Annotated in this window: 27 protein-coding genes and 1 pseudogene; 6 read left to right on the top strand and 22 right to left on the bottom strand. The window is 71.1% G+C overall.

All coding sequences use genetic code 11. From position 1 onward, the window contains the following. The 11 genes and pseudogenes from ACFFC4_RS02240 to dacB form a co-directional block, all read right to left on the bottom strand. Positions 1 to 827 (bottom strand): annotated as a pseudogene (locus ACFFC4_RS02240) (hypothetical protein); the annotation flags it as partial. 52 nt (positions 828 to 879) lie between these two features. Beyond that, positions 880 to 1368, bottom strand: a complete 489-nt coding sequence (locus ACFFC4_RS02235; RefSeq protein WP_375497338.1) for a DUF3180 family protein — start codon at positions 1366 to 1368, stop codon at positions 880 to 882. Between the two features lie 61 nt (positions 1369 to 1429). Then, positions 1430 to 1921 carry a 2-amino-4-hydroxy-6-hydroxymethyldihydropteridine diphosphokinase gene (gene folK, locus ACFFC4_RS02230; protein ID WP_375497336.1) on the bottom strand — a complete coding sequence of 164 codons (492 nt, stop codon included), beginning with the start codon at positions 1919 to 1921 and terminating at the stop codon, positions 1430 to 1432. Then, complete coding sequence (folB, locus tag ACFFC4_RS02225) at positions 1918 to 2280, bottom strand: dihydroneopterin aldolase (RefSeq protein ID WP_375497334.1); 363 nt, start codon at positions 2278 to 2280, stop codon at positions 1918 to 1920. Before folB ends, folK begins: the two co-directional genes overlap by 4 nt. Beyond that, the gene (gene folP, locus ACFFC4_RS02220) at positions 2277 to 3119 is read right to left on the bottom strand and encodes a dihydropteroate synthase (RefSeq protein ID WP_375497332.1); all 843 of its coding nucleotides are present in this window, start codon (positions 3117 to 3119) and stop codon (positions 2277 to 2279) included. Before folP ends, folB begins: the two co-directional genes overlap by 4 nt. Then, on the bottom strand, positions 3116 to 3643 hold the full coding sequence (gene folE / locus ACFFC4_RS02215) for a GTP cyclohydrolase I FolE (protein WP_375497654.1): 528 nt from the start codon (positions 3641 to 3643) through the stop codon (positions 3116 to 3118). Before folE ends, folP begins: the two co-directional genes overlap by 4 nt. A 98-nt stretch (positions 3644 to 3741) precedes the next feature. Further along, positions 3742 to 5907: an ATP-dependent zinc metalloprotease FtsH gene (ftsH, locus tag ACFFC4_RS02210; protein ID WP_375497330.1), complete on the bottom strand. Its 2166-nt coding sequence runs from the start codon at positions 5905 to 5907 to the stop codon at positions 3742 to 3744. A 118-nt stretch (positions 5908 to 6025) separates the two neighbouring features. Next, on the bottom strand, positions 6026 to 6574 hold the full coding sequence (gene hpt / locus ACFFC4_RS02205) for a hypoxanthine phosphoribosyltransferase (protein WP_375497328.1): 549 nt from the start codon (positions 6572 to 6574) through the stop codon (positions 6026 to 6028). Between the two features lies 1 nt (position 6575). Continuing rightward, positions 6576 to 7523 (bottom strand): tRNA lysidine(34) synthetase TilS, encoded by a 948-nt coding sequence (tilS, locus tag ACFFC4_RS02200; RefSeq protein WP_375497326.1) that lies wholly within the window; start codon positions 7521 to 7523, stop codon positions 6576 to 6578. 33 nt (positions 7524 to 7556) lie between these two features. Continuing rightward, a complete protein-coding gene (locus ACFFC4_RS02195) occupies positions 7557 to 8603 on the bottom strand; it encodes a zinc-dependent metalloprotease (protein WP_375497324.1) in 1047 nt (348 codons plus the stop codon). Positions 8604 to 8664: 61 nt separating this feature from the next. Continuing rightward, positions 8665 to 10056, bottom strand: coding sequence for a D-alanyl-D-alanine carboxypeptidase/D-alanyl-D-alanine-endopeptidase (gene dacB / locus ACFFC4_RS02190; RefSeq protein WP_375497322.1), 1392 nt, complete (start codon positions 10054 to 10056; stop codon positions 8665 to 8667). 58 nt (positions 10057 to 10114) lie between these two features. On the opposite strand from dacB, the gene ACFFC4_RS02185 reads away from it, so the two are divergent. Continuing rightward, a complete protein-coding gene (locus ACFFC4_RS02185) occupies positions 10115 to 10609 on the top strand; it encodes an inorganic diphosphatase (protein ID WP_375497320.1) in 495 nt (164 codons plus the stop codon). A gap of 93 nt (positions 10610 to 10702) precedes the next feature. Here the strand turns inward: ACFFC4_RS02185 and ACFFC4_RS02180 are convergent, their stop codons facing one another. From ACFFC4_RS02180 to mqnC, 6 genes are all read right to left on the bottom strand, one after another. Then, complete coding sequence (locus ACFFC4_RS02180) at positions 10703 to 11620, bottom strand: sucrase ferredoxin (protein ID WP_375497318.1); 918 nt, start codon at positions 11618 to 11620, stop codon at positions 10703 to 10705. A gap of 2 nt (positions 11621 to 11622) precedes the next feature. Continuing rightward, positions 11623 to 12855, bottom strand: a complete 1233-nt coding sequence (locus ACFFC4_RS02175; RefSeq protein ID WP_375497316.1) for a cupin domain-containing protein — start codon at positions 12853 to 12855, stop codon at positions 11623 to 11625. Positions 12856 to 12886: 31 nt separating this feature from the next. After that, entirely contained in the window at positions 12887 to 13180 is a 294-nt protein-coding gene (locus ACFFC4_RS02170; protein ID WP_375497314.1) for a BatC protein, read from the bottom strand. Positions 13181 to 13289: 109 nt separating this feature from the next. Further along, on the bottom strand, positions 13290 to 14027 hold the full coding sequence (locus ACFFC4_RS02165; RefSeq protein WP_375497312.1) for a demethylmenaquinone methyltransferase: 738 nt from the start codon (positions 14025 to 14027) through the stop codon (positions 13290 to 13292). 27 nt (positions 14028 to 14054) lie between these two features. After that, positions 14055 to 14942 carry a DMT family transporter gene (locus ACFFC4_RS02160; RefSeq protein ID WP_375497310.1) on the bottom strand — a complete coding sequence of 296 codons (888 nt, stop codon included), beginning with the start codon at positions 14940 to 14942 and terminating at the stop codon, positions 14055 to 14057. 42 nt (positions 14943 to 14984) lie between these two features. Continuing rightward, positions 14985 to 16154: a cyclic dehypoxanthinyl futalosine synthase gene (gene mqnC / locus ACFFC4_RS02155; protein ID WP_375497308.1), complete on the bottom strand. Its 1170-nt coding sequence runs from the start codon at positions 16152 to 16154 to the stop codon at positions 14985 to 14987. Between the two features lie 65 nt (positions 16155 to 16219). On the opposite strand from mqnC, the gene ACFFC4_RS02150 reads away from it, so the two are divergent. Further along, positions 16220 to 16843, top strand: coding sequence for a hypothetical protein (locus ACFFC4_RS02150; RefSeq protein ID WP_375497306.1), 624 nt, complete (start codon positions 16220 to 16222; stop codon positions 16841 to 16843). Position 16844: 1 nt separating this feature from the next. On the opposite strand, the gene ACFFC4_RS02145 is transcribed toward ACFFC4_RS02150, so the two are convergent. Beyond that, complete coding sequence (locus tag ACFFC4_RS02145; protein WP_375497304.1) at positions 16845 to 17849, bottom strand: alpha/beta hydrolase; 1005 nt, start codon at positions 17847 to 17849, stop codon at positions 16845 to 16847. Positions 17850 to 17868: 19 nt separating this feature from the next. Next, positions 17869 to 18690, bottom strand: coding sequence for a menaquinone biosynthetic enzyme MqnA/MqnD family protein (locus ACFFC4_RS02140; protein WP_375497302.1), 822 nt, complete (start codon positions 18688 to 18690; stop codon positions 17869 to 17871). 63 nt (positions 18691 to 18753) lie between these two features. On the opposite strand from ACFFC4_RS02140, the gene ACFFC4_RS02135 reads away from it, so the two are divergent. Together ACFFC4_RS02135 and ACFFC4_RS02130 are read left to right on the top strand one after the other, a co-directional pair. Then, positions 18754 to 20343, top strand: a complete 1590-nt coding sequence (locus tag ACFFC4_RS02135) for an AMP-binding protein (protein WP_375497300.1) — start codon at positions 18754 to 18756, stop codon at positions 20341 to 20343. 60 nt (positions 20344 to 20403) lie between these two features. Further along, positions 20404 to 21888: a phytoene desaturase family protein gene (locus tag ACFFC4_RS02130; protein ID WP_375497298.1), complete on the top strand. Its 1485-nt coding sequence runs from the start codon at positions 20404 to 20406 to the stop codon at positions 21886 to 21888. Here the strand turns inward: ACFFC4_RS02130 and ACFFC4_RS02125 are convergent. Then, positions 21778 to 22710, bottom strand: coding sequence for a YhjD/YihY/BrkB family envelope integrity protein (locus tag ACFFC4_RS02125; protein ID WP_375497296.1), 933 nt, complete (start codon positions 22708 to 22710; stop codon positions 21778 to 21780). The two genes, ACFFC4_RS02130 and ACFFC4_RS02125, sit on opposite strands and share 111 nt — an antisense overlap. A gap of 34 nt (positions 22711 to 22744) precedes the next feature. Between ACFFC4_RS02125 and ACFFC4_RS02120 the strand changes: the two genes are divergently transcribed. Together ACFFC4_RS02120 and ACFFC4_RS02115 are read left to right on the top strand one after the other, a co-directional pair. Next, positions 22745 to 23521 carry an inositol monophosphatase family protein gene (locus tag ACFFC4_RS02120; RefSeq protein ID WP_375497294.1) on the top strand — a complete coding sequence of 259 codons (777 nt, stop codon included), beginning with the start codon at positions 22745 to 22747 and terminating at the stop codon, positions 23519 to 23521. 239 nt (positions 23522 to 23760) lie between these two features. Beyond that, entirely contained in the window at positions 23761 to 25089 is a 1329-nt protein-coding gene (locus tag ACFFC4_RS02115; protein ID WP_375497292.1) for a reverse transcriptase family protein, read from the top strand. Between the two features lie 16 nt (positions 25090 to 25105). Here the strand turns inward: ACFFC4_RS02115 and ACFFC4_RS02110 are convergent, their stop codons facing one another. Continuing rightward, positions 25106 to 25498 (bottom strand): DUF4229 domain-containing protein, encoded by a 393-nt coding sequence (locus ACFFC4_RS02110; RefSeq protein ID WP_375497290.1) that lies wholly within the window; start codon positions 25496 to 25498, stop codon positions 25106 to 25108. An 11-nt stretch (positions 25499 to 25509) separates the two neighbouring features. After that, the gene (gene mqnE / locus ACFFC4_RS02105; protein WP_375497652.1) at positions 25510 to 26649 is read right to left on the bottom strand and encodes an aminofutalosine synthase MqnE; all 1140 of its coding nucleotides are present in this window, start codon (positions 26647 to 26649) and stop codon (positions 25510 to 25512) included. Positions 26650 to 26725: the final 76 nt, after the last annotated feature.

Genomic DNA, 26725 nt, shown 5'->3' with positions numbered 1-26725 from the left:
CCGTTGGCTGTTGTGCCGTTGGCTGTTGTGCCGTTGGCTGTTGTGCCGTTGGCTGATGAGCCGTTGACCCGAGGGCCATCGGCGGATGCACCGATGCTCGACGCGCCGTTGACGGATGCCCGGTACGCGGGAGCGCCGTTGGCCGGCGCGGGCTGGGTCTCGTCGCTCGAGCGGGCCGGTGTGACGTCGGTGGCCGCGGCCGCGGGCTGGCTGATCGGGCGTAGCTGGGCCGGCTCAACGACCAGGCGCTGGGGCGTGCCGATGCCGAGCTCGTGCAGCGTGCCCGTCTCGCTGGCTTGCTTGAGCTGGCGGACCTCGTGCTGCAACGCCTCGAGGTCGGAGCCGATGACCCTTGTCGTCTCGATCCGCTCGAGGCGCAGCTGACCACCGACTTTGTCGAGCAGGTCCTGGCGCAACCGCGCGATCTCGCCCCGCAGGTCGCCGACCTCGCGTGCGAGCTCGCGGCGCAGCATCTGCTCCAGCCGGTCCTCGAAGACCCGGCGCGCAGCGGCCTCGGCGATCCGCTCGACCTCGACGGGCGAACGCAGCAAAAGTTCCTGGCCGGACCGGACCGGATCGTCGGACCCCGACACCGGCTGGGGGGGCGGCTCGACGAGCTCCGAACCGCCTCGACGGGCGCCAAACATCGAGAAGGCGCCGAGCAGGGCACCCCACAACCCAACGATCACCCCGATCTGGATCGACTTGGTGCTGTCGGCGATGACGATGAGCCACACCGCGACAGCGCCGAGGGCAATTGCGACCCCGAAGACGATTCCGCGCAGAACGACGCCACGCGTCAGCGGCGGGTCGTCGGGGTTCGGCACCGCACCATCCTAGACAACTTCGGGGTCGGTGCCGATTTCTCGAAAGTCACTTTCAGTAGGCGCGTTCGTCGGGGCGCTGCGCCCCGCTGTTCGGGTCGATGCCGGCCCGTTCGAGCAGCAACCCGGCCGCCACGAGCAGCGCTGACGCCAGCAACAGCAGCACCCCGACGCGGGCGTCGTGCGCCGCGGCGTCGACGTTCGGCACATCCGGCAGCAGGCGCGCAAGCAGGCCCAGCGAGCCCCCGACGACCCCTGAACCAACCAGCGAGGACGCCTTGCCCAAGGCCACGCAGCGCGCAATGACGATGGCGGCCATTGGCTTGGCATCGGGGTCGTGACGCACCGCGGCCCGCACCCGGCGGGCGGCAATCAGCTCGGCCACAGCCAGCGCGGCGAGCGGCGCCGGCACGAGGAACTGCAACCTGGGCAGGGAGTCGTAGGAGAAGCGCAGCAGGGCGTAGACGGTGATCGCGATGACCACCAGCGGCACAGCGAGCTCGGTCCAATGGGTCCGCTGCATCCCCGGCCCCCGGTCGCTCATCTCCCCACCCCGTTCGGCGTTGCGGAGACGCGATACCGCCAGGTCGCTGGGCAAGCGTCGCTCATGTCAGCACCAGGTCAGCACGCAGGCGCGCCCCGGCGACGTCCGCCGGGTCGAGGTCGTGCACCAGCTGCTTCACGGACGTGCCCCCGAGCAGCGCCGCCGGGTCGACCTCGAGCCACGGCACGAGGACGAACGCCCGTTCCGCAGCTCGGGGGTGCGGCAGCGTCAGCGTCGGGTCGTCACTGGTCAGGTCGCCGACCGTGACGATGTCGACGTCGAGGGTGCGCGGCCCCCATCGCACCTCGCGCGTGCGGCCCGCCGCGTTCTCGGCGGTGTGCGCACGGGTCAGCCAGTCGGCGGCACCGGCCGACGGGTCGTCGACGAGGACGATTGCGTTGAGATAGTCGCCCTGCGGCACCGGGCCCCACGGAGCGGTCTCGTACACCGGCGAGACGCTGAACACCCACGGCCGGAACGAGTCAACGGCACCCTGCAGGGTCGCGAGCCGGTCACCGAGATTCGACCCGATCGACAGCACGGCAGCAGTCATCCACGGCTCCGGCGGATCGTCACCGCGACGTCGTCGAACTGCAGGGCGATCGGGGCCTGCGGCTTGTGGACGGTCACCGTCGCCGCCTCGACACGCGCGTCGGCCAGGCACACGTCGGCCAACCGCTGGACGAGGCGTTCGAGCAGATTCACCGGCTCGCCCGACACGACGGCACCCAGAGCCTCAGCGAGCTCGCCGTAGTGCACGGTGTCGGTGACGTCGTCCGACGCGGCGGCCGGCGCGGTGTCGAGCTCCAGTACGACGTCGACGACGAACTCCTGGCCCTCGCGCCGCTCGAAGTCGAACACGCCGTGGTGGCCGTACACCCGCAGCCCGGACAGGGTGATGAGATCGCTCATCGCGCAACCCGGATCGCTGCGACGGTCAACGCGGCGTCGACGGACGGTCGGACCTCGTGCACCCGCACCCCCCACACGCCGGCAGCGGCGCACACCGCGGTGAGGGCCGTCGTGGCGTCCTCGCGTTCCTCGATCGGGCGTGGATTGCCCGAGTGGTCCGCCAGCAACCGGCCGAGGAACGACTTGCGCGACGCCCCCACGAGCACCGGCAGGCCGAGCCCGACGATGACATCCAGCTGCGCCAGCAGCTGCCAGTTGTGCTCGCCGGTCTTGGCGAACCCGAGGCCCGGGTCGAGCACCAACCGGTCGACGTCGATACCGGCGGCGACCGCGGCGTCGACGCGGGCCGACAGCTCGTCGCGAACCTCCAGCACGACGTCGTCGTAGCGGGCGAGCTCAGCCATCCGGTCCGACGGGCCGCGCCAATGCATCAGCACCCACGGGCAACCGGCGTCGGCCACCACCCGGGCCATGTCGCGGTCGGCGAGGCCGCCGGAGACGTCGTTGACGAGCAGGGCCCCCGCGTCCAGTGCGGCAGCCGCGGTGCGGGCATGCACGGTGTCGATCGACAGCGGCACCCCGACCTCGGCCAACGCTGTCACCACCGGCAGGACGCGCGCCAGCTCGTCGGCGGGCGCGACCGCGGCGGCCCCGGGACGCGTCGACTCGCCGCCCACGTCGACGAGGTCGGCGCCGGCGTCGCGCAGGGCGATGCCGCGGGCCACCGCGTCGTCGACGGCCGTCCAGCGCCCGCCGTCGGAGAACGAGTCGGGCGTGACGTTCAGGACGCCCATGACCATGATCCGGTCGGCGCGTCCAGGCAGCGTTGCCGCAGTCATCTGGACCGGATCAGGTCCAACGCCTCGGCGCGGGTGCGCGGGTCGTCCTGGAAGATGCCGCGCACAGCCGAGGTCATGGTCTTCGCCCCGGGCTTGCGGATGCCGCGCATGGCCATGCACAGGTGCTCGGCCTCGATGACGACGATGACGCCGCGCGGTTCGAGACGGCGCACGAGCGCGTCTGCCACCTGGCTGGTCAGCCGTTCCTGAACCTGCGGGCGACGCGCGTAGAGGTCGACGACGCGGGCCAGCTTCGACAACCCCGTGATACGCCCCTCGTGGCCCGGGATGTAACCGACCGCGGCGATCCCGTGCCACGGCACCAGGTGGTGTTCGCACGTGGAGTACAACGGGATGTCTTTGACGAGCACGAGCTCGTTGTGGTGCTCGTCGAACGTTGTCTGCAGCACGTCGTCCGGGTTGACGTGCAGGCCGCCGAAGGTCTCCGCGTACGCGCGGGCGACCCGCTCAGGTGTGGCTCGCAGACCCTCACGGTCAGGATCCTCGCCGATGGCGTAGAGCAGCTCGCGAACCGCAGCGGCGGCACGGACGAGGTCGACCTCACCCGACGCTGCGGCGTTCCCCGCCGCCGCGCCGTCGACGTCGACGACGCGGGTCTGACTCAAGCCTGGCCGCCACCGGCGGGGCCCTGCGGCGGCAGCTGCGGCGGTGGTGGTGAGTAGCCGCCCGGCTGCGGACCGAAGTAGCCACCCTGGTTGCTCGGCGGCTGCGGGATGCTGCCGCCCGGGGTCGGCGTGATGCCCGGCATCGCGCCGTTGCCGTTGGAGCCGTTGCCGTTGGAGCCGCTGCCGTTGGACCCGTTGCCGTTCGAGCCGTTGTGGCCGTTCGTCCCGTTGACGGCCTTGCGCATCGACGCCGGGATCTCGATCGGCGGGCGGTCGCTGGGCGTGCGCTTGCCGAAGGCGGTGAAGGTGTTGTGCGCGGGCCGCTTGCGGACCCCGACCAGGATGCGCTCGAGATCCTTCTTCTCCAGCGTCTCGCGCTCGACGAGCTCGAGCACCATGGCGTCGAGCGCATCGCGGTACTGCTGCAGGATCTCCCACGCCTCGTCGTGCGCGCCCTCGATGATGTCGCGGACCTCGGCGTCGATGTCGGCGGCGATGTCCTCGGAGTAGTCGCGCTGGTTGCCGTAGTCGCGGCCCATGAACGGCTCGGAGTCACCGGTGCCGTACTTGACCGCGCCGAGCTTGCTGCTCATGCCGTACTCGGTGACCATCGAGCGAGCCAGCTTCGTGGCCTTCTCGATGTCATTGGACGCACCCGTGGTCGGCTCGTGAAAGACGAGTTCCTCGGCGGCGCGACCGCCGAGGGCGTAGACGAGCTGGTCGAGGATCTCGGCGCGGGTCTGGGTGTAGCGGTCCTCGAGCGGCAGCACGAGCGTGTGCCCGAGGGAACGGCCGCGCGGCAGGATCGTGACCTTGTGCACCGGGTCGAGGTTGGGCATGGCCCACGCGGTGAGGGCGTGCCCGGCCTCGTGATAGGCGGTGACCCGCTTCTCCTTGTCGCTCATGGCCCGCGTCTTGCGTTCGGGCCCGGCGATGACGCGGTCGATGGACTCCTCGAGCGCGGCCTCGGTGATCAGCCGGCCGCCGGTGCGGGCGGTGAGCAGCGCAGCCTCGTTGACCACGTTGGCCAGGTCGGCACCGGTGAAGCCGGGGGTGCGTCGGGCGATGACGCCGAGGTCGACGTCGGCGGCGAACGGCTTGCCCTTGGCGTGCACCTTCAGGACGGCCTCGCGGCCGATGACGTCGGGCGGGCCGACGGCGATCTGACGGTCGAAGCGGCCCGGGCGCAGCAGCGCGGGGTCGAGGATGTCGGGCCGGTTAGTTGCGGCGATCATGATGACGCCGCCCTTGACGTCGAAGCCGTCCATCTCGACGAGCATCTGGTTCAGCGTCTGCTCGCGCTCGTCGTGGCCGCCGCCCATTCCGGCGCCGCGGTGCCGGCCGACGGCGTCGATCTCGTCGACGAAGATGATCGCCGGCGCGTTGGACTTGGCCTGCTCGAACAGGTCACGCACGCGCGACGCGCCGACACCGACGAACATCTCGACGAAGTCCGAGCCGGAGATCGAGTAGAACGGCACCCCGGCCTCGCCGGCGACGGCGCGCGCGAGCAGCGTCTTGCCGGTGCCGGGCGGGCCGTAGAGCAGCACGCCCTTCGGGATCTTGGCGCCGATGGCCTGGAACTTGGCGGGGCTGGCGAGGAACTCCTTGATCTCGTCGAGTTCCTCGATGGCCTCGTCGGCCCCGGCGACGTCGGCGAACGTCGTCTTCGGGGTGTCCTTGCTGACCAGCTTGGCCTTGCTCTTGCCGAAGCTCATGACCCGGCTGCCGCCGCCCTGGACCTGGCTCATGACGAAGAACAACACGCCGACGATGAGCAGGAGGGGCAACAGGCTGACCAGGATCGACAGCCAGGTGTTCTCCTTGGCCACGTGGGTGCGGAACGTCAGATCCGAGCCCTGCTTGGCCGCTGCGGTGTCGAGGGTCTTGTAGATGTCGTCCGAGGCGCGCGCCGGGTACTGCGTGCTGATCTTGCTGTACTTGTCCTCGAACTTCTTCTTCAGCGTCAGCTGCAGCGTCTGACCCTTGTCGTCCTGGACCGCGGACTTGACGTTGCCACTCGAGACCTGGGCCAGCGCGTCGGACGTGCTCACGCCGTGGTAGCCGCTACCGCCCGACAGCACGCTCGGCAGGATGAGGACGCCGAAGAGGATCACGACGGCCCACAGCCACCATGACCGAACTATGCGCTTGCGATTCATATCGTTACCACGAACGGACAGCCGCTCGCGTTCCTTCCCGCATTGGGATCGTTAGCGGGTTCTGCGACGAGGTGTGTGACGCCGCAGAACACCGGGTCTGAACCGTCGACGGTACACGTCACGTGGTGTAGATCTCGGGCCGCAGACGGCCGATGTAAGGCAGGTCGCGGTACCGCTCGGCGTAGTCGAGGCCGTACCCGACGACGAACTCGTTGGCGATGTCGAAACCGACCCAGTCGACCTCGACGTCGACTCGGAGCGCCTCCGGTTTGCGCAGCAGGGTGACGATCTTGATCGAGGAGGGGTTGCGGCTGCTGAGATTTCGCAGCAGCCACGACAGCGTGAGGCCCGAGTCGATGATGTCCTCGACGATGAGGACGTCCTGGCCGGCGATGTCGCGGTCGAGGTCCTTGAGGATGCGCACCACACCGCTGCTCTGCGTCCCGCTGCCGTAGGAGCTGACGGCCATGAACTCCATGGTCGACGGGCGTTCCAAGGCGCGAGCGAGGTCGGACATGAACATCGCCGCGCCCTTGAGGACGCCGACGAGCACCGGTTCGCGGTCGCTGTACTCGGCGTCGATCTCCTTGGCGAGTTCGACAGTGCGCGCGGCGATCTCCTCGGCCGAGACGACCGTGGCCTCGATATCGCCGTCCAGAACGGACATGTCACTCCTGCTCATGAGGTTCGGCCTCAAGTCTCCCAGACGCCCGGAACACGTGGACGCCCCCGGGCAGCGGCACCGGACCCTGCCCGTGCCAGTCGGTGATCAGCGCGTCGAGCGCGGCCGTGTGTCCGGCGCTGAGCGGCGCCGCGCCGACCCGGACGGCCCAGGCGCGCAGCACCCGGGTGCGTACCGCCCGCGGCAGGTCGATGAGCCCCGCCACCTCGAGCTGTCCGCCCCCCGACGCGTCGGAGGGCGTCGAGGCGCGGACAACTTCTGTGGCGGCCCACACGTCCAGGGCTTCCAGGTCGTCGCGCAGCAGGTCGGCCGTCCGGGCGAGGGCGGGTACGACCCCGCCCTGCAGGACGTCGTCGAGCAGCGGCAGCACCTCGGTCCGCAGCCGCACGCGCTGGAACCGCGGGTCGATATTGTGCGGGTCGCTCCACGGCGTGAGCCCGAGCGCGGCGCAGGCGGCCTCGGTCGTCGAGCGCCGGATCCCGAGCAGCGGACGGACGTAGCGCCCGTCGACGGCAGCCATCCCGGCGATCGACCGCGGCCCCGAGCCGCGGCCGAGGCCGAGCAGCACCGTCTCGGCCTGGTCGTCGAGGGTGTGGCCGAGCAGGACGTCGGCGCCGAGGCGCTCGGCGACCTCGTCCAACGCGGCGTAGCGGGCTGCGCGTGCGGCCGCTTCGGGCCCACCCGTCGACCCCACCTCGGCGTCCAGCGTCAGGACCGGGTCGAGGCCGAGCTCATGCCCGATCGCGGCGACGCGCGCGGCCTGGTCGGCCGAGCCGGCTTGCAGGCCGTGATCGACGGTGACGAGCCCGGCCGCTACGCCCGCGCGGGGCGCCTCGAAGGCCACCGCGGCCGCGAGCGCGAGCGAGTCCGCACCACCGGAGCAGGCGACCAGCAGCGAACCCCGGCCCAGCTCTGCCCGGACCGCGCGGCGCACGTCGGCGACCGCGGCTGCCGGACCCACCCGAAATCAGGCGTGCACGCGGGCGATCCAGAGACCTGGATCGGCGATCTCGCTCTTCGTCGGCAGCGTCTCCGCAGACGTCCAGATGGCGTTGAAGTCATCGAGACCGATGCGGTCGACGACCGTGCGCACGAACGCCGACCCGTCGACGTACTGGCGCGTCTTGGCCTCCATGCCGAGCAGTCGGCGCAGCAACCGATCGAGCGGATTGCCGCCCCGTCGACGTCGGGTGGCGAAGCGTGCCTCGATGGCCTGCTGGCTGGGGATGACGCTGGGCGACACGGCGTTCATGACGTACTCGGCGTGACCCTCGACGAGCGACATGAACGCGGTGACCCGCTCGAGCACCGCGCGCTGCTCAGGCGTGGTGACCACCGCGAGCAGGCCCGAACCGTCACCCTGGCCGCGGACGACCTTGACGAGTTCCCCGGCGGCGCCGGACAGGCGTTTGCGCAGCTCGGTGGGGTCGGTGTCCAGGCTGTCGGTGAGCGCGCCGACCTCGTCGAGCATGTGCTGGCGCAGCCACGGGACGGCAGTGAACTGCACGCGGTGCGTGACCTCGTGCAGGCACACCCACAGGCGGAAGTCCTTCGGGTCGACCTTGAGCTGACGCTCGACAGCCACCATGTTCGGGGCGACGAGCAGCAGCTGCCCGCCGGGCCGGTCGAAGAACTCGAATTGGCCGAGCACCTTGCCGGACAGGAAGCCCAGGATGACGCCGAGCTGCACGCCGGTGAGCCGGCCGCCGACGCGCTCGGCCACCTTGCCCACGGGGTTCTGCTCGGTGAGCCGTTCCATGATCGGGGTCATGACGGCCTGCATGCCGCCGGCGTTCGCGTCTATCCACCCGGCCCGGTCGACCACGCGCGTCGCGGCCGTGACGGCCGGTTCCTGCAGGCGGGTCAGCTCGGCGACATGGTCGGCGGCCGCGGCGGTGGCGCGGTACAGCTCGCTCACGACATCGTCGGCCTCGCGGCGTGACACGCTCGGCGACGCAGGGCTGAACCGGCGAGCAGACCGGGTGGCCAGGTCCCAGTCGATGAGCGACGACATGACTACACGCTACCCAGGTCGGCTGGGCGTCGGCCGTGGCCGCAGCGAGCTGCCCTTCGGGTCAGCTGCTGCAGGTGCAGGTGGCGAGCGCCGCGGCCAGCTCGTCCAGGGCTGCTTGCGCACCAGGGGTGGACGTCGCGCGGTCGGCGATGAACGCGAAGGCCAGCAGCCGGCCCGAACGGTCGTGCACTAGCCCGGCGAGCGCGCTGACGCCGGTCAGCGTGCCCGTCTTGGCCCGCACGAGTCCAGCGCCGGCGCGCGCCGAGCCGGCGACGTAGCGATCCTGCAGGGATCCCGACCACGCACCGACCGGTAGCCCGGCAACGAGGTCTCCGAATGCCGGATCACCTGGGGAGCCGGACCGGCGGGTCGCGACCATGGCCAGCAGGTCGGCGAGAGCACTGGCGGACAGCCGGTCGGTGGGTGCGAGCCCACTCGCGTCGCGCATGCCGGCGCCCGGATCGACGCCGAGCGTGCGCACCGTGGCCCGGATCGCCGCTGCTGCGCCGGTGAAGGTCGCGGGCAGGCCGCGGGTCATCGCGACCTGCCGTCCCAGGCATTCGGCAATGACGTTGTCGGAGTACATGAGCATCTGGGCGACCAGCGTCGAGACCGGCGCCGAGCGGACGGTCCCGAGCACCCGCGCACCGGTGGGTGCGACGCCGCGGGACACCGGCAGTTTCGGATGGCCGAGCAGCGCGGCGAGCTCGGCGCCGGCGGCGAGGTCGGGGTTCGCACTGCGCACGACGGCGGACGGGGCGGCCCGGCCGCCGTCGGTCATGGTCGCCGTGATGGCCGCGCCGTACTCGGTCGGTACGTCGTCGCTGTCCCACGCCGGTGAGACGGCCGGCCCGCCGAACGCTGAGCTGTCGACGACGATGCGGGTGGGTCGCACGCCCGCGTGGGTGATCGCCGCCGCGAGGTCGCTCAGCCGTGCGGCGCCGGTGTAAGCCGGCCGCTGGGTCGCCCTCGCTCCGGTGAGCGTCGGGTCGCCGTGCCCGACCAGCACAACGGTGCCGCCCGAGCCGAGCACGACGGACGTCCGGATGCGGAAGTCCGGGCCACGCGTGGTGAGCACCGCAGCAGCTGTCAGCAGCTTGGCGGTGGACGCGGGGGCCGCCGCAGTCGTTGCGCCGCGGTTGAGCACAACAGCGCCAGTGGCGACGTCGATCACCTCGGCCCGCAGGCGCGAGCCCAACCCGGTTGCGGTCAACGGCGTGCGCAGCGCGGCGGCCACGGCGGCAGCCTGGACCGGCAGCGTGGCCGGCGTGATGGCGGTGGTCGGGGCCTGAGTGCTGCCGGCCAGCGCGGCGGCGCGGGCGACCGCGGGTCGGGGGGCTGGCTCGTCGGTGCGCGCGGCGCGCGTCTCGCCGTAGCCCAGCGCTGCGCACGCGAGCGCGACGGCCATGACGGTGGCGACCCGTCCTGCCGTCCGCGCGCGGGGGTGGCTCACGATGCGTCAGACTAAACGCCTGAGTTCCGGTCATCGCCGAATCGAGGAGCAACTTAAGGTGGAGTTCGACGTCCTGATCGAGATCCCGCGCGGCAGCCGCAACAAGTACGAGGTCGACCACGAGTCGGGCCGCATGCGCCTCGACCGCACGCTGTTCACGTCGACCCAGTACCCGGCCGACTACGGCTACATCGAAGACACGCTCGGCGAGGACGGCGACCCGCTCGACGCGTTGGTCATCCTGCACGGCGACCCGCTGTTCCCCGGCGTCCTGGTCCGCTGCCGCGCGATCGGCATGTTCCGGATGACCGACGAGAAGGGCGGCGACGACAAGCTGCTCGCCGTCCCCACCACCGACCCGCGTCTCGAGCACCTGCGCGACATCCACCACGTCCCGGAGTTCGACCGCCTAGAGATCCAGCACTTCTTCGAGGTCTACAAGGACCTCGAGCCCGGCAAGAGCGTCGAGGGTGCGAACTGGGTCGGCCGCACCGAGGCCGAAGCCGAGATCGTCCGCTCCTACCAGCGGCTCACCGACAGCAACGGCCACTGACCGCGTCCCCTTTCGCGCGCTTGTCCGTCGAGATGGTCGCGATCGACGCGCTGTTCACGACCACCTCGACGGACAAGCGCGAATCGGGGGAGGTTACAGCACCGGCGAGGCGTCGACCGGGTCGATGCGCACCGGCAGGTAGCGCCAGAACATCGCCGGTCCGGCGTTGCCGCAGGTCAGCCCGTCGGCCGGGATCCGGTCCGCCGCGACTGTGACGTCGAGCTCCCCGTGCGGTCCGCGGATCCGCACGAGCGCGAAACCGCCGCGGAACGTGCCGACCGACAGGACCTCCAGATCGGTGCGGCACGGCAGCGCGAGCTGCTCGTGCGCGAAGGCCAGGGCCGCCTGACCCGCCGGCGGCGTGCCGATCCGCCCGCGCAGCAGGGCGCCGAGCACCTCGTCGGCCTCGGCGGCGGCGACGAACTCGGTTGCCGCGAACGGCAGGACCCGCCCGTAGAGCAGGCCGGTGGGCAGCACCATGACGTTTGCCCCAAACCGGTCGCCGCCCAGGTGGCTCGTTTCCCACACCTTCCCGGGTGCGGCATCGGCCAGCGCTGCTGCCACCGGACGACCTCGCAGTGCGCAGCAGACGTCGTGCTTGCCGTGCGTGCAGACCAGGTAGACCAGGCCGTCCTCGGCCACCCCCTCGTCGCCGGCGAGGGACAGCTCTAGCAGCTCCTCGTCGCGGGTGAACGTGCCCCAGCGCACCGTCTCGATCCCGGAACGGGTGTCGGCGAGCGCCCAACGGCGTTCCTGCGGGTGGGTGTCGCGGCCGGGGCGGCGGATGGTCTGAATGCGGATGCCGGCAGCGTTCGCCCGTAGCTCTAGGGCGAGCGCGGACGCCCGGTTGAAGCGGGAATCGACGAGCGCCCGGCGTCCCCACGGCCCGGGCTGCTCGACGAGCAGCAGCCGCGCGGCCGGGAACGCGGTGCCGAGCATCGGGTCGCCACGCAGCTGGGCGCGCAGCGCGCAGCGATCGTGCGTCTCCCGCGGGCGGGGCCTGGAGCTCACGGTCAAGCGACGACGAGCAGGCCCTCGCGGACCAGCCGCCTGGCAAGAGTGAGCTGCTCGGCCGGCTCCAGGCCGGGCAGGTTGGCCGGCGTGAACGGCGCACCCGCGAGCGCGATCTTGACCGCCTCGGCGGTGCCGGCCGGCAGCTCGACGGTGCGGTCGAGCAGCACGATCTGCAACCGCTCGCCGGTGTCGGCGAACCGGTACCGCAGCGCCGCCCGCAGCCGCAGCGCGGTGTCGACCGCGAGCCGCTCGGCGAGGTCGAGCTGGGCCAGCGGGCCGAGCGCGACGGGTCGGGTGCGGCGCATCAGGTTGGTGCCCAGCTCGTCGGCGACCCGGCTGACCGGTACGTCGGCCAAGGCACGCTGCAATGCGCCGACGGTGTCCTGGAGCGCGGGCGCCAGCACGGCCGGGTCGGCGAGATCGACGCCCATCGGCAGCGACGCGCGCAACGCCGGGTCGTCCTGGACCGCCTCGAGCAGGCGCTGGACCAGGTCGTAGCGGGTGAGCGGGTGCACCCCGACCGTCAGATGAATGGACAACTCCCCCAGCGCCTGCGCGGCGTGGATGGTGCCGCGTGGCAGGTAGACGGCGTCTCCGGGTGCGAGCACGGTCTCGAGGACGGGCGCCTCGGCCGTGCGGGCCTCGACCAGGCTGCGGCGGGCGTCCCACGGCTGGTTGGCCAGCGGGTCCTCGACGACGGGACGGTGCACCGTCCACTTCTTGCGGCCCGTCACCTGCAACACGAAGACGTCGTGGACGTCGTAATGCGGGGAGAAGCCCTGATTCTGTGGCGGGGTGATGTAGGCGTTGATCTGCACCGGGTGGCCGAGCTCGTCGGCCAGCTTCGCGCCGAACTCGACGAGCGGTGGCCAGGTGCGGTGCAGGCCCTGCAGCACGAGCGTGGAGCCGTCGGCCATGGCCGTGAGGACCTTGTCGTCGGCGGCCTGGTCGGCCACCGAGGCGCCGGCGCCGCCGCCGCGGGTGAAGCGGGCGGCGGGCAGCACGCTGCCTTCCTTGGCCATCCGCAGGAACGGCGTACGCAATCCGCGCGCGGAGACAAGCTCGTCGACGGCGTGCGCGTCGAACAGGTCGGTGAAGTCGCGCGGCAAGCTCGCCGCGGCGCTCAACAGGGGCGCACGGCCCCAGTGCTCGGCGGCGAAGACGTCGGCCGAGCCGGCGACACAGCGCGCAACGGCGGTGTCACCGACTCGGTCCGTCGATGGGTCGTTCATCGTGCAGTCATGTCGGGTTATGGACGTCGGCTTAGCTGTCGGCCGGGCCCTCGGCGCCGGGCGTGGCTGCGCCATCGGCACCGCCGTCGCCAGTGCCCGCCGCGCCATCGGCACCGCCGTCGCCAGTGCCCGCCGCGCCGTCGGCGCCGCCGTCGCCGCTGTCGGCGCCACCGTCACCGCCGCCGTCCGCGCCACCGTCGCCGCCGCCGTCGGCCGGGCCCTCGGCACCGGGGGACGCCGCGCCATCGGCACCGCCGTCGCCGGTACCCGCCGCGCCGTCGGCGCCGCCGTCGCCACTGGTGATGTCGTCGTCGTCGAGACTCATGCCAACCTCCACTGATAGATGCGGGTCCGGTCAACCCGACCGGCTACCCCAACGTAGCGCTGTCCTTCTGCGGTTACCCGAGCGGATGCCGGCCTAACCGCCGCGGGCGTCAGAGCGGTTTCTCGGCCAGATGCAACGCGACGATGCCGCCGGTGAGGTTGCGGTGCCGGACGTGCGTCCACCCGTTCGCGGCGATCTGCCCGGCGAGCTCGACCTGCGCCGGCCAGGCCCGGATCGACTCGGCCAGGTAGACGTAGGCCTCGGCGTTCGACGACACCCGGCGCGCCACCGCGGGCAGCGCGCGCATCAGGTAGTTCAGGTACAGCACGCGGAACGGGCGCCACGTCGGGCGGCTGAATTCGCAGACCACGAGGCGGCCACCAGGACGCACCACACGCGCCATGTCGCGCAGGGCAGCGGGGACGTCGGAGACGTTGCGCAGCCCGAAACTGATCGTCACCGCGTCGAACGAGCCGTCGGCGAACGGCAGCCGGGTCGCGTCGCCGGCCACGAACGGCAGCGTGCGCCGGCGGCGGCTCGAGCGGCCGGCGCGCAACATGCCGAGCGAGAAGTCGCAGGCGACCGCGTCGGCGCCACCGCGGGTCAGCTCGGCCGTCGACACCCCGGTACCGGCAGCGAGGTCCAGGACGCGCTGCCCGGGTGTCAGCTCGAGACACTGACGGGTGCGCCGGCGCCAGCGTCGGTCCTGCCCGAAGGACAGCACGGTGTTCGTGAGGTCGTAGCGGCGGGCGACGCCGTCGAACATCTGCGCGACCTCACGGGGCCGCTTGTCGAGGGTCGCCCGGACGGGCTGCGCTGCCGAGCTGTCCTGCGCCGGCACCGTCATGCAGCCAGTCTCTCACCGGACCCGCGGTCAGCAGGCTGCAGTGGCCGGTTCGGCAAGCCGGGCGCGGGCCTGGGCGAGCGCGATCGCACCGGCCACGACTGCGGCCAGGCACAGCAGGTAGCCCGCCAGGTGTGGCACGGACAACGGGACGTGCTCCTGCAGCAGCATCGCTCCGAAGATGACGCCCATGGCCGGGTCGGCGGCCAGGTTGGCCGGCAGCGTGGCGCCGAGCGCCCCGACCTGGAAGGACAGCTGCGTCAAGGCCATGCCGGCGGCACCGAGCACGACGACGCTGATCAGCGGGACCATACCTCGAGGTGTGGTGAACAGCGCCCCGACGCCCTGTGCGCTGACCCGGTCGGAAGCGGCGTCGACCATGACGGCGAGCGTGCCGAAATAGCTGCCGGCGACGGCCCCGTACACCGCGCCACGGATGATGCGTCGGCACCGAGAGGCGAGCAGGACAAGCAGACCGCCGATGAGCAGGACGGCGATCACCGCCATCAGGATGTAGTGGGGCCTGGGTACGTGCTCGGTTGTCGGCTCGCCGATCAGGGCCAGGAAAGCGCCGAGCCCGCCGAGCACCCCGACGCAGCCCAGGTAACTGGTACGGGTCGGCTTCGGGCCGCCCATCAGGACGCTGACGCCGAGCGCCACGGGCAGCATCAGCACCACGAGCGGTTGGATCAGGACGACCGCGCCGGCCGAGAGCGCGACGATGTTGAAGATGAAGCCGACCAGGTCACCGGCAATGGCGAGCAGGAAGATCGGATGGCGGGCGAGGCGCATGAGCCCCTTCGCGCTCTCCTCGCCCTCGTCGGCGTGCTCCTGCGCCACTCGGTGCTGGACGACGATCGAGGTGCCGTAGACGACCGCCGACGCCACGCCGAAGGGCACGGCGACGGCGAGGTTCACGTACTGGAGGGTAACCGCCCGGCTGCGCTGCGGCGTCGTCCCTCAGCTGGCAGGCACCAAGGTCAGCGGCTGGGACACCGTCAGCGCGGTCGAGCTCATGTGCGAGTGCACGCGCTCGTCGACCGGGTCGTTGGCCGGGTCGTCGTGGACGACGAGATGGCGGTAGAGCGTGTCGCGCTGGGCCGGGATGCGTCCCGCGCCGCGGATGAGCTCGATGAGCTCGGTGCGGTTCGAGCGGTGCCGGGCGCCGGCCGAGGACACCACGTTTTCCTCGAGCATCACCGATCCGAGGTCCTCGGCGCCGAAGTGCAGCGTCAGCATGCCGATGTCCTTGCCCGTGGTCAGCCACGAGCCCTGCAGATGCACGATGTTGTCGAAGAACAGCCGGGCGACCGCGATCATGCGCAGGTACTCCAGCGACGTCGCCTGGGTGCGTCCCTTGAGATGGTTGTTCTCGGGCTGATAGGTCCATGGGATGAACGAGCGGAAGCCACCGGTGCGGTCCTGGACATCGCGGATCATCCGCAGGTGCTCGATGCGCTCGGCGTTCGTCTCGCCCGTCCCCATCATGAACGTGGCCGTCGACTCCAGACCCAGACCGTGCGCGGTCTCCATGACCGACAGCCAGACCTCGCCGGGCTCCTTGAGCGGCGCAATGGCGGTGCGCGGGCGTGCGACGAGGATCTCGGCGCCTGCACCGGCGAACGAGTCCAGGCCGGCCACCTTCAGCCGCGTGATGACCTCGGCGTGCGGCAGGTTCGACGTCCGCCCGATGTGCACGACCTCCGACGCCCCGAGCGAGTGCAGCGTCAGCTGCGGGTAGGCGGACTTGATCGCCGAGAACGTCTGCTCGTACCACTCCATGCCGAGGTCGGGTGAATGCCCGCCCTGCAACATGATCTGCGTGGCGCCGAGGTCCACGGCCTCGCCGCAGCGCCGCAGGATCTCCTCGAGCGGGTGCGTCCAGCCTTCGGCGTGCTTCGGCGACCGGTAGAACGCGCAGAACTTGCAGGCCGTCAGGCAGACGTTCGTGTAGTTGATGTTGCGGTCGATGATGTAGGTGGCGATGTTGTCGGGGAATTGCCGCCTTCGGACGGCATCGGCCGCCTGCCCCAGCGCGTGCAGGGGGGCGTCGGTGTAGAGCTCCAGCGCCTCGTCCGGGGTGATGCGTCCACCGTCGGCAGCCCGGGCCAGCACGTCACTGATCGTCACCAGGCAAGGGTACGGCGACGGGCCCGACCGCAGGCGACGGGACGACGATCCCCACACTGGAGGGCATGGCTTTCCAGCAGCGACCCGATCCCTCGCGCACCCTGGCGCCGGTCCTCGGCGCGCTGGCCATCGCCGCTGTCGCGCTCATCGCGATCTTCACGATCGGGGTCAAGAACGACGGCAGTAACCCTGACGTCGCCGGGGGCACGTCCGTCGCGGCCGACAAGGCACTCGCCTGCCCGCGGGCCTACGCCCAGACGCGCGGCGACGCCAACGGGTGGGTGCCACTGCGGCCGCGCGGGCTCAACGGCGACGACGCCCTCGTCCCCGACCAGACGCCGACCCACGCGGTCGTCTGCGCCTACCTGGCCGGTGCCGAGCCCAGCGTCACCAAGTCGGTGGCGCTGACCGGACGCAGCGTGCTCGCGGGCAGCCTGACCGGGCTGGTGCGCACGCTGTCGGTGGCGCCGCGGATCAGCGGCGCGAAGCCCGCGTGCGCCGCCCTGCTCACCCAGGCCGACACCCGCAACTACCTCTTCGGGCTCAGCTACGGCAAGGCGACGCTGTGGGTCTCGGCGCCGGGCTATCACTGCGCGGGGTCGACGAACGGGTCGTTCACCACCCGCGAGAACCTCGCGAATCATGCGGCCGCCTCTTACGCCGCGCAGAAGTGGGTCGCGGCGAACTAGCTCAGCGTTTGGCGCGGTCCAGGATCGTGCGTAGGTCGTCGGCTGCCTCGGACGCCGCCGCGTCGGCCACCGAGGACACGCCGCCGAGCCCGAAATAGGAGTGGTTCAGCGACGGGTGCTCGCGGGCAATGACGTCGACGCCCGCCGCGCGCAGGTCGTCAGCGAAGAAATTGCCCTCGGTGCGCAGCACGTCCAGCGTCGAGGTGTGGATGACCGCGGGCGCAACCCCGGCCAGCGACGAGGCCCGTTTCGGTGACACCCGCCAGTCGGACGAGTCCTCGGCCGACACGTACGTCTTCGCGAAGTTGACCATGCCCTCGAGCGTCAGTCCGAAACGCTTGTGCCCCGAGTGTCGCGACATGTAGCCGGCGTTCACCGACTCGTCCTCGTACCGGCCGGCGACGTCGGTGACGGGGTAGAGCAGCAGCTGCGCGCTGAGCGGCTGCCCCGCGTCCCGACGCGCGATCGCTACCGAGGCAGCCAACTGACCGCCGGCGCTGTCGCCGGCAACAACCAACTCGGCGGACCGGCCGAACTCGTCCAGCCGCTGGGCCACCCATTCGGTCGCCCGCACCGCGTCGTCGAACGCCGCCGGGAAGCGGTGCTCGGGGGCGAGCCGGTAACCGACCGAGACGACGACGGCGTGCACCTGCGCGCAGAGCCGACGGGCATGCCCGAGGTGGGTGTCGACATCACCGACGACCCAGCCGCCGCCGTGGAGGTAGACGACGGTGGGCAGCGCCGCGGTGTCGACGTCGCGGGTACCGGGCACTGCCGGCCGCAATACCTTGACCGGGATGGCCGGCGCCTCGCCGTCGGCCGGGATCTCGGTGTCGGACTCCGCGGCCGGGAACAGCTTCGGGTCCATCTGTTCGAGAGCCTCGGCGTTTGTCACCCGCGCATGCTCCCGCGCCTCGTCGACGGTCTGCGGGTCGCGGTCAGGCATGATCCGCACCAGCCACTGGGCCACGTCGGGGTCGAGGGCGTTCTGCTCGGTGTCGTTCATCCCGCCATTCTCCTGGCGGTTAGACGTCGGCGAACACCGGGTCGATGACGTAGCCGGCGCGGCGGCCGAACTCGACGAGCCCCTGCAGCTGCCGCTCGCCGAGGGAGAAGTCGAGCGTGCGGAAGTAGGTGGCCAGCGTCGCGGCGTCGAAGATCTCCCAGCGGGCGGCGGTCTTGGCCACCTCGTCGACGTGGGCCAGGGCGTCGTCGCGGCTGCGGATGAACGCGGCGTGCACGTCCTTGACCAGGCCGGGGTTGGCCTGGGCGTAGTCGCGGCGCGCAGCCCAGACGGCGAAGACCATCGGCAGACCCGACCAGTCGCGCCACGCCTGACCCAGGTCGTGCACGGTGAGCCCGCGGCGAGGGGCGTCGTAGGTGGCCCGCAACGCGGTGTCGCCGATGACGACGGCGGCCTGCGCCTCGAGCAGCATTGCGGTGAGGTCCGGCGGGCAGGTGAAGTACTCGGGACGCACACCGTGGTACTGCTCGAGCCACATCTGCGCCAGCAGCACTGACGTCCGCGACGTCGAGCCGAGAGCCACCCGGGCGCCGTCCAGTTCGGCCAACGGCACCTGCGAGACGAGATCGACCGACAGCACGGGGCCGTCGGAGCCGATCGCGATGTCCGGCAGCAGCACCAGGTCGTCGGCGTGGCGCAGGTACTCGACGAGCGAGATCGGACCGATGTCCAGGTCGCCGGCCACCAGCATGTCGTTGAGGTTGTCGGGCGTGTCCTTGGTCAGCTCGACGTCGATCAGAACGCCGGCGCGGACGAGACCCCAGTAGATCGGCAGGCAGTTGAGGAACTGGATGTGCCCCACCCGGGGCCGGACATTTCCCACCCGATCGACGCTACGCCGACGCAATGCTGGCCCCCGCACAGTGACCCGTGCCACAGTCGTTCGGTGGACATCGAGCTCGCGACCAACCTCATCACCCGCGTGAACATCGGCGATGCACTGACCCGAACAGCTGCTCGGCTGCCGGATCATCCGGCCGTCGTCGACGGCGAACGCCGGTGGACCTATGCCGAGCTCGATGTCTGGGTGAACGGCGTCGCGAACGGTCTGTCCGAGGCGGGTTACACCCGCGGTGACGTGCTCGCGCTCGTGTCCGGGAACAGCGCCGAGTTCGTTGTCACCTATTTCGCCTGTGCCAAGCTCGGCGTCGTCTGCGTTCCGCTGAATCTCGGCTGGCGAGCGGACGAGATCGCCTACGTGCTCGACCATTCCGAGGCCCGCGGGATCGTCGTCGAGGCGCAGTTACTGCCCCTGGCCCAGCCGGCCGTCGAGAAGGTGCCGACCGTACGCGACGTCGTGGTCGCCCCGGGCACCGGCGCCGACTACGCCCAGGAGCTGCCCGATCGGCAGTGGCGCACGTTCGACGAGCTCACCAGTGACGATCGTCGCCCGCCGGAGGTGTTCGTCGGAGAACGCGACGCGGTCAGCTACCTCTACACGAGCGGCACGACGTCGTTCCCCAAGGGCGTTGTCGGCAGCCACACCGCGATCTACCTCGAATCGATGATGATCGTGGCCCAGTCGCGCCTCGGCGCCGACGACCGCATCGCCTGCCTCATGCCGATGTTCCACACCGCGCAGCTCAACGGCTTCTGCACGCCTGCGGTGCTCGTCGGCGCGACGCAGTACCTGATGCGCGGCTTTGACGCGCCGGCGCTGCTGGACCTCATCGAGCGCGAACGGATCACCCGGACATTCGCGCTACCCATGATGTGGCGTGCCCTCGTCGAGCAGCCCGATGTCGCCACGCGCGATCTGACGTCACTGCAGCGCGCGGCGTACGCGATGGCCCCGATGCCCGACGACCTGCTGCGCCGGTGCATCGAGATGTTCGACTGCGGGTTCCACCTGTCCTTCGGCCAGACCGAGATGAGCCCGGCGACGACGTACTTCCGCCCCGAAGACCAGCTGTCGCACTCCGGCGCGGTCGGGACGCAGGTGCTCAACGTCCAGATCGCGATCATGGATCCGGACGGCAACCTCCTGCCCCGCGGCGAGGAGGGCGAGATCGTCTATCGCGGGCCGCAGGCGCTGAACGAGTACCTGAAGAACCCAGGGGCGACCGAGGCGGCATTCGCACACGGCTGGTTCCACTCCGGCGACGCGGGCGTGCTCGCAGACGACGGCATGCTCTGGTTCAGCGATCGCTACAAGGACGTGATCAAGTCCGGCGGCGAGAACGTTGCGTCGATCGAGGTCGAGAAGGCGGTCTACGCGGCCGCCCCGTCGGTGGGCGAGGTAGCGGTCGTCGGACTCCCCCACGCGCGCTGGACCGAGGCGATCACCGCGGTCGTCACCGCCAAGGAGGGCGAGATCGTCGATCCCGACGAGGTGCTCGCTGCGACGCGGAGCCAGATCGCCGGCTTCAAGGCACCCAAGGCGGTCATCGTCGTCGACGAGCTCCCGCGCACCTCCACCGGCAAGATCCAGAAGAACCTGGTTCGCAAGACCTACGCGGATTACTACTCCGGCTGAACCGGCCGTCGGGGCGCTTCCTACTCTCGATCACATGAGCATCCGCCGGGCGGCGAGCTGATGGCCCGCGTCGTTGTCGTCGGCGCCGGCGTCGGCGGGCTCGCCGCCGGGATCCGGTTGGCCGGGCTCGGCCACCAGGTGACCGTCTGCGAAACGGCACCTGTGGCCGGCGGCAAGCTCGGCGGGTTCAGCCGGACGACCGAGGCCGGCACGTTCACCTTCGACACCGGGCCGACACTGCTGACCCTGCCGCACGTCTTCGCCGACCTCTTCACCGGCGGCACCCCTTTCGACGAGCTGGTGGGCCTGCACCGCCTCGACCCGATCGCGCGCTACCGCTTCGCCGACGGCGTGACCGTAGAGACGACCAGCGACCTCACCCGACAGCGCCAGAATTTCGACAACGCCCTCGGTCCCGGCACCGGTGCCGCCTGGCAGCGCGTGATCGACCGTGGCGCGGCAATCTGGCGCGCGGTGGAGCAACCGGTCTTCGGCGTCGCCCTGTCCGCGCGCACGGCCTTGGGCCTCGGCCGCCGGTTGGCGCGGCCGGCCGATCTGCGCGCCGTCGCGCCGGGGCGTACGTTGCGCGGGCTCGGACGAACGCTGCTCACCGATCCGCGTCAGCGCATGATGCTCGATCGTTATGCGACCTACGAAGGCTCCGACCCGCGCCGGGCTCCGGCCGCGCTGGCCGTCGTGCCCTACCTCGAGCACAAGTACGGCGCCTGGTACGTCGACGGCGGGTTGCACCGCCTCGCCGGCGCCCTGACCGCCCGGCTCGTCGAGTTGGGCGGGGCGCTGCGGTTGGCGACCGCGGTGGAGCGGATCGGCGTCGAGGGCGGGCGCGTCGCGTACGTCGACCTAGCCGGCGGCGAGCGTCTGCCCGCCGACGTTGTGGTCAGCGACGCTGACGCCCGGGTGCTGTACGGGCGGCTGAACACGTCGCGGCGACGACCGACGCCGCCGGCCGATTCGTTGAGCGGCGTGGTGTTGTTGCTCGGCGTCCGTGGTGCGCACCCGAGAATGGCCCACCATACCGTGCTGTACGGTACGGCTCCGTATGACGACGAGTTCGACGCGGTGTTCGGCCGCCTCGGCGCTCCTCGACCCGTCGAAGACCCGGTCCTCTACGTGAACGCGCCGGACGACCCGTCCGTCGCTCCCGCCGGCCATCGCTCCGTGTACGTCCTCGTCAACGCGCCGCGCCACGGCCCGGACGCCGTCGACTGGACGTCACCCGAACTCACTGAGCGCTACGCGCAGCAGCTCTTGCAGCAACTGGCCGACCGGGGCGTCGACCTGCGTCCCGACCTGGTGTCCTGCGACGTCCGGACGCCCGCCGACCTCGAACGGCTCACCGGAGCTCCCGGTGGAGCGATCTACGGCCAGGTGCAGCATGGCGCGCTGGCAACGCTGCGTCGGCCGCACAACCGCTCACTCACGCGCGGGCTGTTCCTGGTCGGCGGTTCGACCCACCCGGGTGGCGGTCTTCCGCTCGTCGCGCTGTCGGCCGCGGTCGTCGCGGGGGCGATCGGCGCGGCCTGACCGTGGCGGGCGTTCGTGCAGGACCAACGCCAGCAGGTAACCCAGCAGGAACACCAGGTTCTCGAGGTAGACGAGGAAGGCGAACGCGGCCACCTCGCCCGCCGGTGCGTAGTGCCCGAACGCCCGGTCGAACCCGCCTACGTGCCGCAGCGCGATCAGGTACCCGAGCAGTTGCCCGGAGATCCAGGACGCGGACACGAACGCGCCGGCCACGAGCGGGCCGCGGCGCAGCGGCGTGCTGGCGAAGAGCCGGTACACGAGCAGGAGCGTCGGGAACAGGAGGAAGAACAGCAGGTTGAAGGCGACGAAGACGCCGAGCAATCGCGCTCCGAGCCCGCGGCCGAACGGGTCGTCGAGCAGCGGGCGCAGGGGCCCCGCAGTGAGCACGACGGCCAGCATGGCCAGGACCACGAGCACCGGGGTGAGCGTCCGTCCCCGGATTGCCCGCGAACGTCGCTCCGGCGCGCGAGAGAAGCGTTCGAGGCTGCGGACTGTCCCCTCGGCGTACAGCGACACGGGTAGCAACGCGAGCAACGCGGTCCACCAGGGAGCCCCGCTCGCCGAGCGTGCGAACGCGACGACGGACCGGTCGAGGTGCAGCGCACCCGGCACGTAGCGCGCGAGGAACTGCGCGGCCCCGACCACCCGGCTCGAGCCGTACACCCCGGCCGCCACGCGGGTGCCGATGGCCAGCAGCGGCACCAGGCCGAAGGCGGCGTAACAGGTCAGCGCCGCCGCGACCACCATGACGTCCGAGCGCCGGGCGCGGTCGCGAAGACCCCCTGCGATTTCGCGCAGCAGCGACACTGCGCGCGAGCCCACGGCTGATACCTACCCCGATCGCTACGGTGAGGACGTGGCTGCCGACGTCGACCTCGCCGGCGCGCTGGTCCGGGCTGCCGGCCACCTCGCGGCCCGCATGCTGGCCGACGGGCTGACCGTCCGGCACAAGACCTCGATCTCCGACGTCGTCTCGGCCGCCGACCACGCCGCCGAGGAACTCGTGGTGACGCGGTTGCGCGCCGAGCGCCCGGACGACGCGATCGTCGGCGAGGAGGGCACGTCCGACACTGGGGCTTCGGGCGCGGCGACCGCCCGCACCTGGTACGTCGACCCGGTCGACGGCACCTACAACTTCCTGTCCGGGCTGCCCGCCTGGTGTGCCGCGCTGGCCCTCGGACCGTCCCAGACCGAGGCGCCGATCCTCGGAGCGGTGTACCAGCCGGGCACCGACGAGCTGTGGGTCGGCGGCCACGATCACCCGACGACGCGCAACGGCGTCCGGCTCGAACCGCTGGCCGACAAGCCGCTGTCCCAGGTGTCCCTGGCCACCTACCTGCACCCGTTCACGCTGCCCGACGACTCGCTGCGCGAGCCGCTGCTGCGAGCCATGGGCGGCGCAGCCACGGTCCGGATGCTCGGGTCGGGTTCGGTCGAGCTGGCCGCCGTCGCGGCGGGGCGCCTGGGGGCGTCCGTCCAGGCGAACTCGCTGCCGTGGGACTGGTTGCCCGGCGCGGCGCTCGTCCTGGCCGCCGGCGGCGCGGCCAAGATCGTCGAGGCGTCCGGTCACCGCTGGCACGTCGCCGGGTCACACCAGACCGTGGCCGAGCTGAGCGAACTGCTGCGCGGCTGACGCAGACGAGTTGTCCGCGCCCGGACCTGTCCTGGCCGGGCGTGGCACGGACAACTCGGCGCTGACTACGCTCGGGCCGTGCCGGACGGCGGGGGCAGGACGGTCGGGTCGAACCGACCTCTCCGGGGTAACCCCGGGGGCATCACCCGAAGCAGGGCATCGCACCGCACGCCAGCGCATGCACTCCATGCATCATCAGGCGCGCACCACCGGGAACGGCTGTTCCCGCCGTCCGGCACGTGAGTACCGACCGCCAACGGGCCGTGGCGACGGGGATCGCGACCGCCCTGCTGGCCGGGCCCTGGCACGAGTCCGACATGCTTCGCCGCGCACGGATCACGCTGGGCCGACGCCGGGCGCCTACCTGGTTGATCGAGCTGGTGGTGGAGGTCAGCGAGGCCTACCGCGACCCCCCGTACGACCGGCCCCGGGAGCTCGCCGCGTTCCTGCAGACCACCCAGTCCTGGGTCAGAGCATGGACCGGCCGGCGCGACCGGCTGCCGCGCATCGTCTCGCTGACCCCGACGCCGACGCGCGCCGGCGAGCTGCGCTGGCCCGTCGCGCCGCTCGACGACCTCGCCGACCTCGCCCGGCTGCTCGACGTCGATCAGGGCGAGCTGGCCTGGTTCGCCGACGTCCGCGGGTGGGAACGCCACGCGTCCGAGCCGCTGCGGCACTACCGCTGGCACGCTATGCCTACCCGTACCGGGCAGCGGCTGGTGGCGGCGCCGAAGCCTCGGCTCAAGGAGATCCAACGGCGGCTCCTGCGCCATGTGCTCGAGCCGATCCCGGTGCATGCCGCTGCCCACGGCGCCGTGACCGGGCATTCGGTACGCACCGCCCTGGCGCCGCATGCAGGTCGGCTCGTCGTGATCCGGCTGGACCTCGAGTCGTTCTTCGCGTCGATCGTCGCGGGTCGGGTGTGGGGAGTGCTGCGCACCGCGGGTCTGCCGGAGCAGGTGGCGCACACCGCCACCGGGTTGCTGAGCACCGTCGTCCCGTACGACGTGTGGCGCGCACTGCCCGTCGCGGACTCGGCACCGGACAAGCACTGGCGGTTGGGCGACCGGCTGGCTGTTCCGCACCTGCCGCAGGGCGCACCATCGTCCCCGCGGGTGGCCAACCTCGTCGCGTTCAACCTCGACCGGCGGCTCACCGGGCTGGCCGAGTCGTTCGGCGCGAGCTACACCCGCTACGTCGACGACCTGACGTTCAGCGGTGGATGCGAGCTGCGCGGCGGCCGCAGCTCGTTCGTCCGGGCCGTCGAGCGGATCGTCGCTGACGAGGGCTTTGCCGTCAACGACACGAAGACGGTCGTGCTGGGCGCCGCAGGACGGCAGGCGGCCCTGGGTGCCGTGCTGAACGTCCGACCGACCCTGCCTCGCCCCGAGCGTGACGCGCTGCGCGCGGTGCTGCACAACTGCGCCCGGCACGGCTGGCGGACCCAGGCGCGGGGTCGCGAGGACTTCCCCGACTACGTGCTCGGTCGGGTGTCCTGGGCCGCCGGCCTGGACCCGGTGTTCGGCGCCCGGCTCCGCACTCTCGTCGATGCCGTCGACTGGGCCTGATCCGAGTTCGACAGCGTCAGTCGGGCGTGGCCGCGCGACGCGACTTCTTGCGCATGTCGACGCGCCGGGCTTCCTCGGCCTGTGCCTCGCGCAGCTCGGCCTCGCGATCGTGGGCATCGGGGTCGAGCTGGGTGTCGAGGTCCTCGCGCTGGAACCGGCGCGAGTCGACGCGCGCCTCGAGTTGCGCGGCGAAACGAGCCCGCGGCCGGGCCAGCAGGACGAACGACAACGGCACGGACAGCACCAACCCGATCATCGCTGCGATGTAGCCGGACACGCCGAGGAGGTAAAGGATCCCCCACAGCACACCGAACAGGCCGAAGCGCAGCGTCGTGTACAGCCACATCGAGCCCATCCAGCCGCGGAACGTCGGCTCGACGCGCGCGGGCTGCTCCGGCTGGTCCGTCATGCTGACCTCGCTCAGGCCCATACCGTCTGCGGCTCGGCCCGGCGTTCGGCGAGCGGCACGGGACGGTCGTACTCCCGGATGATCTCGTAGCGGGTGTTGCGCTCCTTGGGCTGGAAACCGGCGTCCCGGATGAGGTCGAGCAGGTTGTCGCGGGTCAGCTTGTCGGGTGTACCGAAGTTGTCGGCGTCGTGGGTGATCTTGTACTCGACGACCGAACCGTCCATGTCGTCGGCGCCGTAGTTCAGCGCGAGCTGGGACGTCGACAGCCCGTGCATGACCCAGAAGACCTTGACGTGCGGGAAGTTGTCGAGCATCAACCGGCTGACAGCGAAGGTCTTCAGGACGTCGGCGGGCTGCGCCATCGGCAGGTGCGAGAGCCGGTTGTTGTCGTTGTGGAAGCGCAGCGGGATGAATACCTGAAATCCGCCGGTCTCGTCCTGCAGCTCGCGCAGCCGGATGACGTGATCGACGCGGTGCCGCGGCTCCTCGATGTGCCCGTAGAGCATCGTCGCCGGCGTCTTGAGGCCCTTCTGGTGGGCCAGTCGGTGGATGCGCGACCAGTCCTCCCAGTGCGTGTCGTGGTCGACGACCTGCTTGCGGACATCCCAGTCGAAGATCTCGGCGCCGCCGCCGGTGAGTGACTCGAGGCCCGCGTCGATCAGCTCGTCCAAGATCTCGGAGGCGGTGAGCCCGGAGATCGTCTCGAAGAAGTGCACCTCGGTGGCGGTGAAGGCCTTGAGGGCGACGTCCGGCAGAGCTGCTTTCAGCTCGCGCAGCACGCGCGGGTAGTACTTCCACGGCAGCGTCGGGTGCAGGCCGTTGACGATGTGCAGCTCAGTCAGCCCGTCGTCCTTCATGCCCAGCGCGGTCTCGACGGCCTCCTCGACGCGCATTGTGTATGCGTCCTTCTGGCCCGGCTTGCGCTGGAAGCTGCAGTAGGCGCAGGACGCGGTGCAGACGTTCGTCAGGTTCAGGTGGCGGTTGACGTTGAAGAAGACGGTGTCGCCGTTCTTCTCGGTGCGCACGCCGTGCGCCAGACCGCCGAGCCAGGCGAGGTCGTCGGTGTCGTAGAGGTCCTCGCCGTCCTGCTGCGTGAGCCGCTCGCGGTGCTCGATCTTCTCGGTCAGCTCGGCCTTGCGGGACTCCGTCATCGCCATGGAACGAGGGTACGTCGGCCTGCGGGGCGGGCCGTCTTCGAGTAGGGGCGGCGGGTCTGCGCAGAGCCCC

This window comes from uncultured Jatrophihabitans sp. (assembly GCF_964244045.1).
Taxonomy (GTDB): Bacteria; Actinomycetota; Actinomycetes; order Mycobacteriales; family Jatrophihabitantaceae; genus Jatrophihabitans.
This window is presented reverse-complemented; position numbering and strand designations above follow the sequence as displayed.